Genomic DNA, 16872 nt, shown 5'->3' on the forward strand with positions numbered 1-16872 from the left:
AGCGCGGAGGGGCGCCACGGCGGCAGGGCGGAACCCGGACGGTCCGGGGCCGTGCCGGGCCCGGAAGTGAGGTGACCCTAAGTGATGTAGCCCACCGTGCAGGTGAAGGGCCGAGCTTGCCCCTGCCCGCCGAATTAAGCAACAATGGCGTTGTGAAATACGTAGGCGGTGCTGCCCGCGCGGCGGCGGAGGAGCAGACGACCGGTGAGCGGCGTACCCGCAACCGCGTCGCCAGCTCCATCCTGGGCCACGGGCCCTCCACCGCCGCGGACCTCGCCGAGCGGCTGGGCCTCACCCAGGCGGCGGTGCGCCGTCACCTGGACGCGCTCGTCGCGGAGAACATCGTGGAAGCCCGCGATCAGCGGGTCTACGGCAGCCGCGGCCGCGGCCGCCCCGCGAAGGTCTTCGCGCTCACCGACTGCGGCCGGGACGCCTTCGACCAGGCATACGACCAGCTCGCTGCGGACGCGCTGGGCTGGATCGCCCAGTCCGCCGGCGGCGGAGAGCAGGGCGAGGCCGCGGTCACCGCGTTCGCGCGCGCCCGGGTCGCCGCCCAGGCCGAGCGGTACCGCGAGCTGATCGACGCCGCCGCGCCCGACGAGCGGGCCCAGGCGCTGGCCCGCGCCCTGACCGCGGACGGGTACGCTGCAACAGCGCGGAGCGCCCCCGGCCCGGCCGGGGAGCAGCTGTGCCAACACCACTGCCCGGTGGCTCACGCCGCCGAGCAGTACCCGCAGCTCTGCGAGGCGGAGGCCGAGGTCTTCTCCCGCCTGCTCGGGACCCACGTCCAGCGGCTTGCCACCATCGCGCACGGCGACGGGGTGTGCACCACGTTCATCCCGCAGGCCCACCAGGGCCGGCCCGCCGCGGCACCCGAGGAACCGGCAGCACCCGCACCACCCGTACGACCACCCGCAGCACCACCCGATCCGGCCGCGAAGTCCGCGTCCCCCGCAGGACCCGCGGCCCCGGTATCGGCAGCAGAACCCGCAGAACCCGTAGTACCCACACGCACAGACCACGCACCAGTCAGCACGTCCGGGAGGAACCCCGCATGACTGCTCCCACGGAGACCACTCACCCGGAGCTCGAAGGCATCGGCACCTACGAGTACGGCTGGGCCGACTCCGACACCGCCGGCGCCGCCGCCAAGCGCGGTCTGTCGGAGGAGGTCGTCCGCGACATCTCCGGCAAGAAGTCCGAGCCGGAGTGGATGCTGAAGATGCGGCTGAAGGGGCTGCGGCTGTTCGGCAAGAAGCCGATGCCGACCTGGGGCTCCGACCTCACCGGCATCGACTTCGACAACATCAAGTACTTCGTGCGGTCCACGGAGAAGCAGGCGGAGTCCTGGGAGGACCTGCCCGAGGACATCAAGAACACCTACGACAAGCTCGGCATCCCGGAGGCGGAGAAGCAGCGCCTGGTCGCCGGCGTCGCCGCCCAGTACGAGTCCGAGGTCGTCTACCACCAGATCCGCGAGGACCTGGAGGAGCAGGGCGTCATCTTCCAGGACACCGACACCGCGCTGCGCGAGCACCCGGAGCTGTTCCAGGAGTACTTCGGCACCGTCATCCCGGCCGGCGACAACAAGTTCGCCTCGCTGAACACCGCGGTGTGGTCCGGCGGCTCGTTCATCTACGTGCCGAAGGGCGTGCACGTGGAGATCCCGCTGCAGGCGTACTTCCGGATCAACACCGAGAACATGGGCCAGTTCGAGCGGACCCTGATCATCGTCGACGAGGACGCGTACGTCCACTACGTCGAGGGCTGCACCGCGCCGATCTACAAGTCGGACTCGCTGCACTCCGCGGTGGTCGAGATCATCGTGAAGAAGGGCGGCCGCTGCCGCTACACGACCATCCAGAACTGGTCGAACAACGTCTACAACCTGGTCACCAAGCGCGCCGTCGCCTACGAGGGCGCGACCATGGAGTGGGTCGACGGCAACATCGGCTCCAAGGTGACCATGAAGTACCCGGCGGTCTACCTGATGGGCGAGCACGCCAAGGGCGAGACGCTCTCCATCGCCTTCGCCGGCGAGGGCCAGCACCAGGACGCGGGCGCCAAGATGGTGCACATGGCGCCGAACACCTCGTCCAACATCGTCTCCAAGTCGGTGGCGCGCGGCGGCGGCCGGACCTCCTACCGCGGCCTGATCGAGATCGGCGAGGGCTCCTCCGGCGCGAAGTCCAACGTGCTGTGCGACGCCCTGCTGGTCGACACGATCTCCCGCTCCGACACGTACCCGTACGTGGACGTGCGCGAGGACGACGTGTCGATGGGCCACGAGGCGACCGTCTCCAAGGTCTCCGACGACCAGCTCTTCTACCTGATGAGCCGCGGGATGACCGAGTTCGAGGCCATGGCGATGATCGTGCGCGGCTTCGTCGAGCCGATCGCCAAGGAGCTGCCGATGGAGTACGCCCTCGAACTGAACCGGCTGATCGAGCTGCAGATGGAAGGCGCGGTCGGCTGACCCGGTTCACTCCGGCGCCCCGCCTTCCCGCACCGATCGAAGCAATCCAAGAGGAGCAGCAGTACACCCATGGCCGAGAACACCCCTGCGGGCAGCACCACGGACGGTGCCATCACGGTGGGGCAGCCGACCGAGCAGCCCGCCGACGCCCGGGTCAGCGCCGCCCCGTCCTACGACGTGGCCGACTTCCCCGTGCCGAACGGGCGCGAGGAGGAATGGCGCTTCACGCCGCTGGCGCGGCTGCGCGGGCTGCATGACGGCACCGCGGAGGCGACCGGCTCGCTGCGGGTCGAGGTGACCGCGCCCGACGGCGTCGTCGTGCAGACCGTGGACCGCACCGACCCGCGGGTCGGCAAGGCCGGCAAGCCGGTGGACCGGGTCGCCGCCCAGGCGTTCAGCGCCTTCGAGAAGGCGTCGGTGGTCAGTGTCCCCAAGGACACCGTGCTCACCGAGCCGATCCGGATCTCCGTGCACGGCGAGGGCGGCGTCGCCTACGGCCACCAGGTCGTGGAGGTCGGCGCGTTCGCCGAGGCCGTGGTGGTGCTGGACCACACCGGTGACACCACCCTCGGCGCCAACGTCGAGTTCCTGATCGGCGACGGCGCCAAGCTCACCGTGGTGTCCGTCCAGGACTGGGCCGACACCGCCGTGCACGCCGCCCAGCACACCGCGCTGGTCGGCCGTGACGCGAGCTTCAAGTCCGTCGTCGTCACCTTCGGCGGCGACCTGGTCCGGCTGCACCCCCGGGTCGTCTACGGCGCCCCCGGCGGCGAGGCCGACCTGTTCGGGCTGTACTTCACCGACCGCGGCCAGCACCAGGAGCACCGCCTGTTCATCGACCACGACACGCCGCACTGCCGGTCCAACGTGGCGTACAAGGGCGCGCTCCAGGGCCAGGACGCGCACGCGGTGTGGATCGGCGACGTGCTGATCCGGGCCGCGGCCGAGGGCACCGACACCTACGAGCTGAACCGGAACCTCGTCCTCACCGACGGCGCCCGGGTCGACTCGGTGCCGAACCTGGAGATCGAGACCGGCGAGATCGTCGGCGCCGGACACGCCTCCGCGACCGGCCGGTTCGACGACGAGCAGCTCTTCTACCTGATGAGCCGCGGTATCCGCACCGAGGACGCCCGCCGCCTGGTGGTACGCGGCTTCTTCGGCGAGCTCGTCCAGCAGATCGGACTGCCCGACCTGGAGGAGCGGCTGATGGCGAAGATCGACGCGGAACTGGAGGCGGCGGTCGGATGACCAGCACCGTGCCCTTCGTCCGCGCCTGCGCGCTCAGCGAGTTGGAGGACGACACCCCGCGCCGGGTCGAGATCGACGGCGTGCCGATCTCGGTGGTCCGCACCGAGGGCGAGGTGTTCGCGATCAACGACATCTGCTCGCACGCCAACGTCTCGCTCTCCGAGGGCGAGGTGGAGGACTGCCAGATCGAGTGCTGGCTGCACGGCTCCAGCTTCGACCTGCGCACCGGCAAGCCCTCCGGACTGCCCGCCACGCGGCCCGTCCCCGTATACCCCGTCAAGATCGTTGGGGACGACGTGCTCGTCTCCGTCACCCAGGAGTCCTGAGTCACCCATGGCCACGCTTGAAATCCACGACCTGCACGTCACCGTCGAAGCCGACAACGCCACCAAGGAAATCCTCAAGGGCGTCGACCTCACCGTGAAACAGGGCGAGACCCACGCCATCATGGGCCCCAACGGCTCCGGCAAGTCCACCCTGGCCTACTCCCTGGCCGGGCACCCCAAGTACACCGTCACCGGCGGCACCGTCACCCTCGACGGCGAGGACGTGCTGGCGATGACCGTCGACGAGCGGGCCCGGGCCGGCGTCTTCCTCGCCATGCAGTACCCGGTCGAGATCCCCGGGGTGTCGGTCTCCAACTTCCTGCGCACCTCCGCCACCGCCATCCGCGGCGAGGCCCCCAAGCTGCGGACCTGGGTGAAGGAGGTCCGGGAGACCATGGAGCACCTGCACATGGACCCCGCCTTCGCCGAGCGCAACGTCAACGAGGGCTTCTCCGGCGGCGAGAAGAAGCGCCACGAGATCCTCCAGCTCGAACTGCTCAAGCCGAAGATCGCGATCCTCGACGAGACCGACTCCGGCCTCGACGTCGACGCCCTGCGGATCGTCTCCGAAGGCGTCAACCGGGTCCGCGAGCGGGGCGAGGTCGGCACCCTGCTGATCACGCACTACACGCGCATCCTGCGCTACATCAAGCCCGACTTCGTGCATGTCTTCTCGGCCGGCCGGATCGTCGAGTCCGGCGGCGCCGAGCTCGCCGACAAGCTGGAGGAAGAGGGCTACGAGTCCTACGTGAAGGGTGGCGCTGCCGCGTGACATCGACCTCGCCGATCGGCAGGGTGCCGGCCGGCCTCCTCGACACCGAGGCGATCCGCAAGGACTTCCCGATCCTGGACCGCCTGGTCCACGACGACCGCCGCCTGGTCTACCTCGACAACGCGGCCACCTCGCAGAAGCCGCGCCAGGTGCTGGACACCCTCAGCGCCTACTACGAGCAGTCCAACGCCAACGTGCACCGCGGCGTCCACGTGCTCGCCGAGGAGGCCACCGCGCTGTACGAAGGCGCCCGCGACAAGGTCGCCGCCTTCATCAACGCGCCCAGCCGCGACGAGGTGATCTTCACCAAGAACGCGTCGGAGTCACTGAACCTGGTGGCGAACATGCTGGGATGGGCCGACGAGCCCTACCGGGTGGACGGCGACACCGAGATCGTCATCACGGAGATGGAGCACCACTCCAACATCGTGCCGTGGCAGCTGCTCTCGCAGCGCACCGGCGCCAAGCTGAAGTGGTTCGGCCTCACCGACGACGGCCGGCTCGACCTGTCCGACATCGAGCAGGTGATCACCGAGAAGACGAAGATCGTTTCCTTCGTGCTGGTCTCCAACATCCTCGGCACCGTCAACCCGGTCGAGGCGATCGTGCGCCGCGCCCAGCAGGTCGGCGCGCTCGTCCTGATCGACGCCTCCCAGGCCGCCCCGCACATGCCGCTGGACGTCCAGGCGCTCGGCGCGGACTTCGTCGCCTTCACCGGCCACAAGATGCTCGGCCCGACCGGCATCGGCGTGCTGTGGGGCCGCCAGGAGCTGCTGGAGGACCTGCCGCCCTTCCTCGGCGGCGGCGAGATGATCGAGACCGTCTCGATGCACTCCTCCACCTACGCGCCCGCGCCGCACAAGTTCGAGGCCGGCACCCCGCCGATCGCCCAGGCGGTCGGCCTCGGCGCGGCCGTGGACTACCTCAGCGCGCTCGGCATGGAGAACGTCGCCGCGCACGAGCACGCGATCACCGAGTACGCCCTGACCCGGCTGCTGGACGTGCCCGATCTGCGGATCATCGGCCCGACCACCGGCGAGGACCGCGGCGCGGCGATCTCCTTCACGCTCGGCGACATCCACCCGCACGACGTCGGTCAGGTGCTGGACGAACAGGGCATCGCGGTCCGGGTCGGCCACCACTGCGCCCGCCCGGTGTGCCTGCGGTACGGAATTCCCGCGACCACCCGAGCGTCGTTCTATCTGTACTCCACTCCGGCCGAGGTCGACGCCCTGGTCGAGGGGTTGGAGCAGGTCCGGAACTTCTTCGGCTGATGGTGGTGCTGCTGTGAAACTCGACTCGATGTACCAGGACGTGATCCTGGACCACTACAAGCACCCGCACGGCCGCGGTCTGCGCGACGGCCAGGCCGAGGTGCACCACGTCAACCCCACCTGCGGCGACGAGATCACGCTGCGGGTGCGGCTGGACGGCAGTGTCATCGGCGATGTCTCCTACGAGGGCCAGGGCTGCTCGATCAGCCAGGCCAGCGCCTCGGTGCTCAACGAGCTGCTGGTCGGCAAGGAGCTGGCCGAGGCGCAGAAGATCCAGGAGACCTTCCTGGAGCTGATGCAGTCCCGCGGCCGGATCGAGCCCGACGACGCGATGGAGGAGGTGCTGGAGGACGCGGTCGCGTTCGCCGGCGTCTCCAAGTACCCGGCGCGCGTGAAGTGCGCCCTGCTGAGCTGGATGGCCTGGAAGGACGCCACCGCCCAGGCGCTGGCCGAAGGGAAGCCCGTATGACGAACAACACCGTGCCCAACGGCCTGAGCACCACCCCGGCCTCCGAGGAGGAGGTGCGCGAGGCGCTCTACGACGTCGTCGACCCCGAACTGGGCATCGACGTGGTCAACCTCGGCCTGATCTACGGCATCCACATCGACGACACCAACACCGCCACCCTCGACATGACCCTCACCTCGGCGGCCTGTCCGCTGACCGACGTCATCGAGGAGCAGGCGCAGACCGCCACCGAGGGCATCGTGCGCGAGCTGAAGATCAACTGGGTCTGGATGCCGCCGTGGGGCCCGGACAAGATCACCGACGACGGCCGCGAGCAGTTGCGCGCCCTGGGCTTCAACGTCTGAGCCGAGGGACCGCCGTTCCGGATCTCCGCCGCCGACGGGCGGCCACCGCGTGAGCACGCGGTGGCCGCCCGTCGGCGTTGCGGCGGGGCACCGGAGCAGCCATGGAGCGGACGCCGGACCAGCCACTTCCGTGATGATTGTCGGGTGAATGTCGCGGCGGATGACCCGTTGTGTCCCCGGGGAGTAACGGCTCGCCGACGACCGCTGACATCGCCGGTTCTGTGGGTACACGATCATCGAAGGCGCATCACCCGCCTCAGTGATCGCACAGGAAAGGCAAGGACTATGCGTACCAGGACCGTCCGGACCGGAACACTCGTCGTCATGCTCGCCACCGCCGGCCTCGCGCTCGCGGCGTGCGGACCGGACGACAGCAACGCGTCCGACTCCTCCTCGGCCTCGTCGTCCTCCGCCACCTCGGCGCCGTCCGGGACGTCGTCCGGTACGTCGTCCGCGCCCGGCGACGACTCGGCGGGCGGCGAGACGGCGAACCCGGCCACCGTCGGCGGCACGTCATCGGGGTCCGGCGGGTCGGGCGGGTCCGGCAGCACCGCGTCGGCCGGCACCTCCGTGCCCGACTGCACCACCAACCAGCTGTCGGCCACCGCCGGCGACTTCTCGGCCGGCGCCGGGACCGCCGGCTTCCAGATCGTCTTCCAGAACACCGGCTCCTCGCCGTGCACCCTCTCCGGCTACCCCGGTGTCTCCTTCGTGAAGATCCACAACATCCAGCTCGGCAAGGCGGCCGCGCGCACGAGCGACACCCCCGCCACCAGGGTCACGCTGATCCCCGGCGCCCACGCGTACGCCGACGCGCTGAGTGTCAACGGCCAGAGCGGCTACTCCGCCGCGCAGTGCGACCTGACCACGGTGCCGACCCTGCGGGTCTACCCGCCGAACCAGAAGGAGTCCCTCAACATCCCCTGGAACCGGCAGGAGTGCGTCGGCTCCTCGATCCAGAACCTGCGGGTCGGCGCGGTGCACGGCAACAAGTAGCCGCCGTGGCGGCTCCATCCGCCGGGCGAGGAGGTGTGGTCGGACCCCTTGGCGGTGTCAACGCGGGCTGCTAGCTTCCACGTTGACACTTTGACAACGTTGCCATCATGCGTCACGGCACCGTCGGTGCGTCGATCCGGCGTGCCCGGGATGCCGGACGGCGGTGGGCGGCAGCGTTCCGTGCAGCGTGCCGCGCGGTGGTGGCGCGCGGGCGTGAAGGGAGTGGACGCCATGGACTCGGGTGCGGCCGCGGAAGAGCCGGGACAGGAAGCGGGGCGGCAGGCGCGGCGCCTCACCAGACGCGGCGTCCTGGGGACCGCCGGCACCGGCATCGTGGCGGGCACGCTCGCCGCTGCCGGCCTGGGCGGTCTGGGGACGGTCGAGGCACACGCCGACTCCCCTGCGCAGGGCGGCGGTTGGGGGTCTCCGGCTTCGGGGACGGGCGGCGCGCGGATCGGCTACACCCTGCCGACCCTGACCTTCGGCGACTCCTCGACCCAGCAACTGGTCGGCACCGCCTACGAGTCGGCGCTGACCGACCTGTTCGGCATCAACACCGCCTACGCGGACCCCGGGACGTATGACGCGGCCGGGCTGGTGACGTATCCCAGCGGTTCGTTCATCCGGGCCGGCGGCGGGTATCCGCTGCCGCAGCGGTGGACGCGCGACGCGGCGGTCAACGCGTGGAACGCGGCGAGCCTGCTCGGTCCGGTGATCGGCCGCAACACCCTGTGGTCCGTGGTGGAGCGGGCGGACGCCGGCCTCATCGTGCAGCAGGACAACCAGTGGTGGGACCAGGTGGTCTGGGTGCTCGGCGCCTGGAACCACTACCTGGTCACCGGCGACCGGGAGTTCCTGGCCGACGCGTACGCCACGGCCGCGCACACCCTGGCCGCCCGCAAGGCGAAGAACCTCAACGCCGACTTCGGCCTCTACCAGGGCCCGTCGTTCATGAACGACGGCATCGCCGGCTATCCGGCGCCGCCGTGGACCACCGGGGTCGACTCGTCGTTCGTGCTGGACTATCCGCACACCGACGAGTTGATGTGCCTGTCCACCAACTGCCTCTACTACGGGGCCTATCGGGCGGCCGGGGAGATGGCGCAGACGCTGGGGCACCCGGCGGACGCCGCCGCCCACCGCGCCGCCGCCCGGGCCGTGCGGGACGCGATCGACACGCACCTGTGGCGCGAGGACGCCGGGACGTACGGCTACTTCGTGCACGGCCAGGACGCGTCGGCGGGCCGGCTGGACACCTCCCAGGAGGGCGCGGGCCTGGCGTTCGCGGTGCTGCTCGGGGTGGCCGACGCCGACCGCGCGCGCCGGGTGGTGGGGGCCGCGCACTGGCAGCCGCACGGCATCGTGAACGTGTGGCCGCACTTCGAGCGGTTCAGCGACGACAAGCCCGGACGGCACAACGTCCTCGTGTGGCCCATGGTCCACTCGATGTTCGGCCACGCCGCGGCCGCCGTGGGGCGGGCGGACCTGTTCGCCCGGGCGGTGGGGGAGCTGGCCGCGCTGGTGCGGGGCAGCGACAACAGCTTCTACGAGCTGTACGACTCGCTGTCGGGCGCGGTGGACGGCGGCTGGCAGACCGGTGGCGACGGCACCGCCTCCCACTTCACCTCGCAACCCGACCAGGCGTGGTCGGCGACGGGATACCTGCGGATGATCCTCGCCGGGCTGTTCGGGGTGGAGTGCACCGAGCAGGGCCTGCGGCTGTCCCCGACCCTGCCGGACGGCTGGGGGCCGGTGACGCTCGGCGGGCTGCCGTACCGCGGCGCGACCGTCGACATCACGCTCAAGGGGGCCGGTACCCGCGTGCGCGCGTGCACCATGGACGGCCGCCGCGCGGCGCCGCTCGTGCCGGCCGGCGCCACCGGCCACCACACGGTGGAGATCACCCTCGGCGGTTGACGGCCGCCCACCCGTTCTCCCGCGCACCGGGTGCGTCAGGCCCCGGTGCGCGGCGAGTCAGCCCAACAGAGCACAGCGCGCAGGGTCCTTGGAGCCGCGGTGCGGCTCCCTACGGTGGGAGGTGGCGTGGGAATGTCGCGCAGGATCAGCGAAAGCGAAAGCGAAAGCGAAAGCGGGAGCGGGAGCGGGAGCGGGAGGCCGGCGGTCGGGCGGCGGCGGGCGCTGCTGCCCGTCGGGATCGCGGCGGCGGTCGCGGCGGTGGCGGTGTTCCTGGCCCCCGCGGCGGTCGCCGCAGCGCCGGCGACGCCCTCGGGCACAACGGCGGCGGGCACAACGGCGGCAGCCACAACGGCGGCGGGCACGACGGCCGCCGCCGCGGCGGACGACGCCGGGCTGAACTACGTGGCCATGGGCAGCTCCTTCGCCGCCGGGCCGGGCATCCCGCCGGCCCAGACCGGCACGGGAGCGGCCGCCTGCGCCCGGTCGCAGAACAACTACGCGAGCGTGCTGGCCCGGGACATCGGCGCGAACCTCACCGACGCCTCGTGCAGCGGCGCGACGACCGCGAACGTGCTGACCACCGGCCAGGCCGGCCAGCCGCCGCAGATCGACGCGGTCACCAGCGCCACCCAGCTCGTCACCGTCACCATCGGCGGCAATGACGTGGACTACCTGGGCAGCATCGACGCGTACTCCTGCCAGACCAGCGGCGGGTCGAACTGCGGGAGCGTGGACCAGGGTTCGATCGACCAGACCTTCGGGGTGCTGGCCGGGCGGATCGAGAACGTGGTCGACGCGGTGCACGCCACCGCCCCCCAGGCGAAGGTGCTGCTGGTCGACTACTTCACCATCCTGCCGGACTCCGGTGTCTGCACCGGGGTGCCGCTCACCGCCGACCAGGCCGCGTACGAGCGCAGCATCGCCTCCCGGCTGGTCGACGCGACGAGCACCGCGGCGACCGCGACGGGCGCGACGCTGGTGGACCTGGCCGCCGCGAGTCACGGCCACGACGCGTGTGCGGCCGTCCCGTGGGTGGAGACGTACACGCCCGCGGCGGGCCGCTCGCAGTACCACCCGAACGAGGCCGGGATGAGCGGCGCGGCCGCGCTGGTGGAGTCCGCGCTGGCGTCCGGCGGGCAGACCCGTACCGGCCCCGTCACCTCCGGCATCCCGGGCAAGTGCGTGGACGTCGCCAACTCCGGGACCACCGACGGCACGCACGTGCAGCTGTGGGGCTGCAACGGCACCGGCGCGCAGAACTGGACGGTCGTGCCGGGCGAGGGCGGCACGTTGCGCGCGCTGGGCGGCTGCCTGGACGTGAGCGGGAGCGGTACCGCCGACGGCACGCTGGTGCAGTGGTGGCAGTGCAACGGCAGCGGTGCGCAGCGCTGGCTGGCCGGGGCGAACGGCTCGCTGGTCAACCCGGAGTCCGGGCGCTGCCTGGACGACCCGAACAGTTCGACGGCCGACGGGACGCAGTTGCGGATCTGGGACTGCAACGGAACCGCCGCGCAGAGCTGGACCCTGCCGAGCTGACGGCCCCGGCCCGGCCCGCCGCCGCTGCCCGCCGCCCGTCCGTACGACGTACGACGTGCGCCCGGCGCGGTCCGGCGGGCCGGCCCGTCACGGCGCCCGGTGGAGCACCTTCAGGTAGTCCGCGGCGAACCGTCGCATCGTGTAGCGCTCCAGCGCGCCGGTCCTGGCGCGCCTGCCGAGCTCCCGGCACAGCGCCGGGTCGTCGAGCAGCCGGATGAGCGCGGTACGCACGCCCGCGAGGTCGGCCGGATCGACGAGCAGGCCGTTGTGCCCGTGCGTGACCTGCAACCGCAGCCCGCCCACGTCGGACGCGACCACCGGGCGGCCCTTGACCATCGCCTCGGTCACGGTGAGCCCGAAGCCCTCCTCCAGGCTCTTCTGCAGGACCACGTCGGCCCTGCGCTGCAAGGCGTTCACCACGAGCGCGTTGCGCTCCGGGTCCCTGAGCGAGATGTTCACCAGGTGCACCCGTGCGCGGTCCTCGTCCGGCAGCCCGTTCAGCACGGAGGTCACCTCGGCGAGGACGGCGAGGCCCTCGGGGTCGTCGGGGATCTCCGCCGGCTCGGTGCCCGCGAGCACGACGTGCACGTCCTTCGGGAGGCCCACGACGCAGCGCACCACCCCGGGCATGTCCTTGAGCGGGTCCCAGCGCGACACCTGCAGCACGACCCGCGCGCCGGCCGGCAGCGGCCGGTCCTGCCGGACCGTCACGCCGGCCCCGGCCCGGCCGGTGGTGAGGCCGATCCCGGCGAGCACCGCGGCGACCTCGTCCCCGGTGAGTTCGCGGTTCTTCGTCGCCGCCGGGTCGACCGCGGGCGGGACCACGAACAGCGCGCGCGTGCGCGGCGGGGCGAACCCGGGCATCGTGGTCACGACGGCGTCCACCGCGGCGAGTTCGGCCGCGAACGCCCGCCACACCGCGCCGGGGCCGCGCTCGGGCGCGACCTCGGCCCCGATGTGGCAGTGCCAGACCACCCGCGCGCCCGCGGCTTTGACCGCCGGGGCCAGCCCGAGCGTCTGCGGGTCGTGCAGGACCACCACGTCGCCCGTGGTCACCCGCCGGGGACGAGTCGCCCCGCGGGACGAATGCCGTTGACGGCCCTCGAAAGAGTTGCGAAAATTATCGCAACTTCACTGTGGAGGCGGTATCCATGACCAGCGGGATCGGCCACGGCGCGCAGGCACGCGCGGACCTTCAGGCGTACGTCGGGGAACTGGCCGCGGCGCTGGTGCCGCACGCGAGCCCGGGAGGCGCGCGGATCGTGCCCGGGGTGAACGTCGCGGCCTACGGCGACGAGGCCGCCGGCCTGGAGGGGTTCGCCCGGCCGCTGTGGGGGCTGGCGCCGCTGGCCGCGGGCGGCGGCGACTTCGCGCACTGGGAGCTGTGGGCCCGCGGGCTGGCCGCCGGCACCGACCCCGAACACCCCGAGTACTGGGGCGACATCGGCGGCTTCGACCAGCGCCAGGTGGAGACCGCCGCGCTCGGCTTCGCGCTCGCGCTGGCCCCCGAGCGCCTGTGGGACCCGCTCGACGGCAAGGCGCGCGACCGGGTCGGCCGCTGGCTGGCCGGGTCGCTGGACCGCGCCACCCCGCCGAACAACTGGAACTTCTTCCCGGTCATGGTGAGCCTCGGCCTGGACCGGGTCGGTTACGCCCACGACCGCGACGCCCGGCACGCCCGCCTGGACGCCCTGGAGACGTACGCCCTCGGCGAGGGCTGGTACAGCGACGGCCCCACCCCGCAGCGCGACTACTACATCCCGTGGGCGATGCACTTCTACGGCCTGATCTACGCGGCGCTCGGCGGTCAGCAGGACCCGGCCAGGGCGGAGCGCTTCCGGCAGCGCGCGGCCTCCTTCGCCGCGGACTTCCGGCACTGGTTCGCCGACGACGGCGCCGCGGTGCCCTTCGGCCGCAGCCTCACCTACCGCTTCGCGCAGGGCTCCTTCTGGGGCGCGATGCCGTACGCGGGGGTGGACGCGCTGCCGTACGGCGAGGTGAAGGGCCTGCTGCTGCGGCACCTGCGCTGGTGGCGGGCCCGGCAGGCGGACATCGCGCCCGGCGGGGTGCTCTCGGTCGGCTACGCCTACCCGCAGCCGCTGATGGCCGAGCAGTACAACGCGCCCGGGTCGCCGTACTGGGCGATGAAGGCGTTCCTGCCGCTCGCGCTGCCGGCCGAGCACGACTTCTGGACGGCGGGGGAGGAGCCGCACGCGGCCGCGGTGTCCACCGGGCCGGCCGAGCCGAGCGGGCAGGCCGCCGCGCCGGAGGCGTCCACGCAGCCGCACGCCGGCGCGGTCCTGCTGCGCTCGGGCGGCGACGTGACCCTGCTCAGCGGGCTCCAGCAGGGCACCTGGGCGCGCGCCGGCTCGGCGAAGTACGCCAAGTTCGCCTACTCCACCCGCTTCGGCTTCAGCGTCCCGTCCGGCGAACTCGGCCTGATCCACGGGGCGTACGACTCGGTGCTCGCGGTCAGCGACGACGACCCGGACGCCGAGCCGACGCACTTCCGGGTCCGCGAGGGGAACGCGGAGCCGCGGACCGCGGCCGACGGCACCGTGTCCAGCACCTGGAACCCCTGGCCCGACGTCGAGATCACCACCTGGCTGAGCGCCGCCGCGCCCTGGCATCTGCGCACTCACCGCATCCGCACCGCCCGGCCGCTGCACACCGCGGAAGGCGGGTTCGCCGTCGACCGCGACGCCGGGCTGGTGCGGTCCGAGGGCGCGGCGGGCAGCGCGGTGGCGGTGTCCACCGCGGGCGACCTCAGCGGGCTGCGCGACCTCGGCGACGGGGAGGCCCGCACCGGGCAGGTCATCCACACGCTGCCCGGCACCAACCTGCTGGCCCGCCGCACCGCGTTGCCCACGCTCACCGGCCGGTTGGAGCCGGGCGAGCACTGGTTGCGCTGCGCGGTGCTGGGCGCCGGGGCCCAGGGCGCGGCGGCATGGGAGGGGCCGGTGCCGCCGGCCGTCGTCTGACGCCGAGCGGCGAGGCGTACGAACCCCCTTGCCCGCGGCGTGTGTCGGGGCCCGTCGAGCATTCCGGCTCGACGGGCCCCGCGCTGTCCGGTCGGCGGTTCGGCCGGTCGGCGGTTCGCGTTCGGGCGGTTTGGCGTTCGGATGGTTGGGCGGTTTGGCGTTCGGCGGTTCGGCCCCGCTCAGCCGCGCCGGACCGTGACCGTCCTGCTGCCCGCCGGCACGCCGGTCAGCAGGACGTAACTCCCCTCCCTGCGGGCGGAGTAGAGGCGCGGTGCGCGGTCCCACGCGGTCTTGCCGTCCACCTTCACGACGTAGGACCCGTCGGCCGGCACCGGCACCGCGATCTCGCCGACGGCGCCGCTCGCGGCGGTGACGGTCAGGTCGAACTCGCCGCGGCCGCGGTCCCGCCAGGACACCCCGATCACGCCGGCCGGAGTGGTCAACTGCCCCTCCGCGCGGCCGACTCCGCCCGGGTGCGGGGCGACGCGGTAGCCGGCGGCGGCGCCGTCGTCGGCGGGTGCGATGCCCAGCAGCCGGAAGGTCAGCGCCGAGGTCGGCCCGGTGGACCAGCCGTGGGCGGCGCTCATGTAGGAGCCGGAGTAGTCCGAGCTGCCGTCGGTGCGGTAGCCCTCCCAGAACGTACTGGCCGTGCCCTGGGGCGCGTTGAGCATGTAGCCCCACTCGCGGCGGATCAGGTCGAGCGCGGTGCTGTCGCGGCCGGCCGCGAAGTGCGCGTGCACTTCCATGCCGCCGGGGAAGGGGTGCACCGCCTCGGCGCTCTTCTCCGGGGTGAGCGCGCCGACCGGCGTCCAGCGCGCGCCGAGCGCCTTGCTGACCGCGCTCGCCCGGTCCGCGTCCGGCACCAGCTCGAACCACACGGCCAGCGCGTTGCCGTCCTGCGGGTAGAGCGTGGAGCCGGGCTTGTCGCGGTAGAGACCCGCGCCACCGTCCCAGTAACCGGCCGCCTCCACCGCGGACTTGAGTTTCGCGGCGGTCGCGGCGCTGCCGGCCGCGGTCGCGGTGTCGCCGGCCGCCCGGGCGAACGGTCCCGCGGTGACCAGCGCGCGGTACATGATGGCGTTGGCCTCGATGTTCTTGCCGTCGGAGTCGGTCCGCGCCCAGTCGGCGCTCGCCGTGACGTCGAGCAGCCCGTCGCTGTCGATCTTGGCGGTGATGTAGTCCAGCGCGGCCTTGTACTTGGGGTAGATCCCGGTCGCCCAACCGGTGTCACCGGTGAACTGCAGGTAGGAGGCGGTGCCGATGAGCGTCCACAGGTGGTACGCGTCGGAGTTGCCGATGAAGTCGACGGCCGGGCCCGCGTAGGGGAGGGCGCCGTTCGCGGCCTGGTGGTTGTAGAGCGTCTGGAGGGAGTCGCGCACGGTCCGCATGTCGCCGAGCGAGACGTAGTCGGTCAGCACGGAGATGCCGAGGTCGCCGGGCCACACGGTGCGGTCGCGCTTGGCGCCGTCGACGAGCACGGTGTCGCCGGACTCCCCGATCCGGGCGCCGTTGTTCCAGCCGACCGCGGGCGGGCCCCACACCCGGCCCTGGTTGTTCGCCACGATGTTGGTCTGCACGGTGTAGGCGCCCGCGTACCAGATGCGGGTGAGCAGGTCGTCGTCGCAGGAGAAGTAGTTGGGGTAGGCGCGCAGGTCGGCCGCGTTGGGGGCGAAGGCGATCTCCACGCTGACCCCGGTCAGCTCCACGGCGCCGGCGGTCTGGTTGACGATCGTCAGGTAGCGGAAGCCGCCGCGCAGCTGGCCGGCCGGGTTGTCGGCGGCGTCGGTGCCGGAGACGGGCACGGAGGTCTGGGTGCTGATCCGGCCGGCGGGCTGCGCGGTGTAGCACACCGGGGGCTCGTTGTTGGAGCCGCCGTTGGAGCCGTCGCTCGACGTGGTGCTGACGTAGGTGGACAACTCGCTGTAGGTCAGGCCCACCTTCTGGTCGGCGTCGGAGACGGCGCCGAGGGTGAGCGTGACGTAGCCGCCGACCTCCTTGCCGAAGTCGAGGGTGACCGAGGAGCCCGCGCCGCTGAGCCTCGTGGCGGCCGAACCGGCCTTGCGCACCAGGTCCTTGGCGTTGCCGACAGTTCCGGTGGTGGCGTGCACCGCGACCGGGGAGACGGTGCGGGTCGCGGGGGAGAGCTTGAAGGCGTCCCACCGGCCGCTCGGAGCGGCGTGCACGCCGGACGCCTTGCCGCCGGCCGCGGACGCGGTGGCCGACGACGCGCTGGCCGGCACAACGCCGTTGGCGCCCGCGGGGGTTGTGCCGGCCGCGGCTTCGGGCGCCGCCGCCTCGGCCGGCACGCCGCGCATCGCCGCGGCGGCGACCACCGAGGCGGCGCCCGCGCGGAGGAGCATCCTCCGCTTCGGCCCGGCGCCCGGTTCCGTGCTGTTCGACATGGTTCGCTCCTGTCGGGGCGCTGAGGTGGCCCGAGGGGGTCCCGGATGCGGTCGCGGTCCGCGATCGACGCACCGGATTGAAATGATTCAGCTCTGATCGGTGGACACGCTATCCACGGTGCACCGGC

General features: G+C 72.3%; 14 protein-coding genes. 12 read left to right on the forward strand and 2 right to left on the reverse strand.

The genetic code is table 11. The features are described from left to right. The first annotated feature begins 152 nt into the window (after positions 1 to 152). The 11 genes from OG896_RS30935 (at position 153) to OG896_RS30985 (ending at position 11361) form a co-directional block, all read left to right on the forward strand. The gene (locus OG896_RS30935) at positions 153 to 1058 is read left to right on the forward strand and encodes a helix-turn-helix transcriptional regulator (protein ID WP_329370612.1); all 906 of its coding nucleotides are present in this window, start codon (positions 153 to 155) and stop codon (positions 1056 to 1058) included. Continuing rightward, a complete protein-coding gene (gene sufB / locus OG896_RS30940) occupies positions 1055 to 2476 on the forward strand; it encodes a Fe-S cluster assembly protein SufB (RefSeq protein ID WP_328462738.1) in 1422 nt (473 codons plus the stop codon). Before OG896_RS30935 ends, sufB begins: the two co-directional genes overlap by 4 nt. 69 nt (positions 2477 to 2545) lie before the next feature. After that, positions 2546 to 3727, forward strand: a complete 1182-nt coding sequence (gene sufD, locus OG896_RS30945) for a Fe-S cluster assembly protein SufD (protein WP_329370614.1) — start codon at positions 2546 to 2548, stop codon at positions 3725 to 3727. A gap of 8 nt (positions 3728 to 3735) precedes the next feature. Next, complete coding sequence (locus OG896_RS30950; protein WP_328473958.1) at positions 3736 to 4053, forward strand: bifunctional 3-phenylpropionate/cinnamic acid dioxygenase ferredoxin subunit; 318 nt, start codon at positions 3736 to 3738, stop codon at positions 4051 to 4053. Between the two features lie 7 nt (positions 4054 to 4060). Continuing rightward, entirely contained in the window at positions 4061 to 4825 is a 765-nt protein-coding gene (sufC, locus tag OG896_RS30955; RefSeq protein WP_329370616.1) for a Fe-S cluster assembly ATPase SufC, read from the forward strand. Between the two features lie 23 nt (positions 4826 to 4848). Beyond that, entirely contained in the window at positions 4849 to 6099 is a 1251-nt protein-coding gene (locus OG896_RS30960; protein WP_402449972.1) for a cysteine desulfurase, read from the forward strand. 13 nt (positions 6100 to 6112) lie between these two features. Continuing rightward, a complete protein-coding gene (gene sufU / locus OG896_RS30965; RefSeq protein ID WP_328462732.1) occupies positions 6113 to 6568 on the forward strand; it encodes a Fe-S cluster assembly sulfur transfer protein SufU in 456 nt (151 codons plus the stop codon). Further along, a complete protein-coding gene (locus OG896_RS30970) occupies positions 6565 to 6912 on the forward strand; it encodes a metal-sulfur cluster assembly factor (RefSeq protein ID WP_328462730.1) in 348 nt (115 codons plus the stop codon). The genes sufU and OG896_RS30970 overlap by 4 nt, the downstream gene beginning before the upstream one ends. 285 nt (positions 6913 to 7197) lie before the next feature. Continuing rightward, entirely contained in the window at positions 7198 to 7908 is a 711-nt protein-coding gene (locus OG896_RS30975; protein WP_329370619.1) for a DUF4232 domain-containing protein, read from the forward strand. A gap of 231 nt (positions 7909 to 8139) precedes the next feature. Further along, entirely contained in the window at positions 8140 to 9825 is a 1686-nt protein-coding gene (locus OG896_RS30980; RefSeq protein ID WP_329370620.1) for an MGH1-like glycoside hydrolase domain-containing protein, read from the forward strand. 132 nt (positions 9826 to 9957) lie between these two features. After that, positions 9958 to 11361: a ricin-type beta-trefoil lectin domain protein gene (locus OG896_RS30985; protein ID WP_329370622.1), complete on the forward strand. Its 1404-nt coding sequence runs from the start codon at positions 9958 to 9960 to the stop codon at positions 11359 to 11361. Positions 11362 to 11448: 87 nt separating this feature from the next. Here OG896_RS30985 and OG896_RS30990 read toward each other — a convergent pair whose 3' ends face one another. Beyond that, on the reverse strand, positions 11449 to 12417 hold the full coding sequence (locus OG896_RS30990; RefSeq protein ID WP_329370624.1) for a glycosyltransferase: 969 nt from the start codon (positions 12415 to 12417) through the stop codon (positions 11449 to 11451). A gap of 95 nt (positions 12418 to 12512) precedes the next feature. Here OG896_RS30990 and OG896_RS30995 point away from each other — a divergent pair, with 95 nt between their 5' ends. Beyond that, positions 12513 to 14342 carry a DUF2264 domain-containing protein gene (locus OG896_RS30995; RefSeq protein WP_329370625.1) on the forward strand — a complete coding sequence of 610 codons (1830 nt, stop codon included), beginning with the start codon at positions 12513 to 12515 and terminating at the stop codon, positions 14340 to 14342. 179 nt (positions 14343 to 14521) lie between these two features. On the opposite strand, the gene OG896_RS31000 is transcribed toward OG896_RS30995, so the two are convergent. Next, the gene (locus OG896_RS31000) at positions 14522 to 16744 is read right to left on the reverse strand and encodes an alpha-L-rhamnosidase-related protein (protein WP_329370627.1); all 2223 of its coding nucleotides are present in this window, start codon (positions 16742 to 16744) and stop codon (positions 14522 to 14524) included. Positions 16745 to 16872: the final 128 nt, after the last annotated feature.

It is taken from the genome of Streptomyces sp. NBC_00669 (assembly GCF_036226785.1).
GTDB lineage: Bacteria > Actinomycetota > Actinomycetes > Streptomycetales > Streptomycetaceae > Actinacidiphila.